The organism is Deinococcus rhizophilus, assembly GCF_030271215.1.
In the GTDB taxonomy this organism is placed as follows: domain Bacteria; phylum Deinococcota; class Deinococci; order Deinococcales; family Deinococcaceae; genus Deinococcus; species Deinococcus rhizophilus.
Genome location: NZ_JASNGB010000399.1, coordinates 1 through 507 on the forward strand (window position 1 = coordinate 1; position 507 = coordinate 507).

Genomic DNA, 507 nt, shown 5'->3' on the forward strand with positions numbered 1-507 from the left:
CGTGGTTTTCCCCCAGCGTAAAGCGGCACAGAGCAGTTCGCGTCCGTAGCTCGCCCGGCTGATCGCCGGGCGAGCATGCTTCTTCGTGGGGATGGGCTGCTGCTCGGCTCGCCATTCCCCGATGCGGACCATCCAGGCCAACGCGAGGCTGAGCAGCCCGAACAGCCGTGAAAGACGGTCAGAGTGGGTCATGTGCGTCTGTTCGAGGTTCAGGCCCCGCGTTTTCATGGCTGAGAAGGTGCATTCGATGCTCCACCTGAGCCGATAGGTGGTCAAGGTGTCCCAGAGGGACAAATCCGAGGCCACCAGGACACGCTCTCCCTGCGGGGAGAGCGTCGCAACCACCTGCATGAAGCTGCCGTAGACCAGAGCGCGCTCGAAGACGCTGCGGACTTCCCCAGGTTTCAAGTCCTGGAAGGCGTCACGTGCAGGGGAGTCGTCGATCAGCGTGTTTTCCCGAATCCGAATACACCGTCTGATCTTGCGGTCCCGCAAGAAGCTGAACCA

General features: G+C 61.9%; 1 protein-coding gene. It reads right to left on the reverse strand.

Going from position 1 to position 507, the window contains the following annotated elements; genetic code table 11:
- A partial coding sequence (locus QOL99_RS17550) for a transposase (RefSeq protein WP_326522606.1) occupies nucleotides 1-507 on the reverse strand: 507 nt, incomplete at both ends.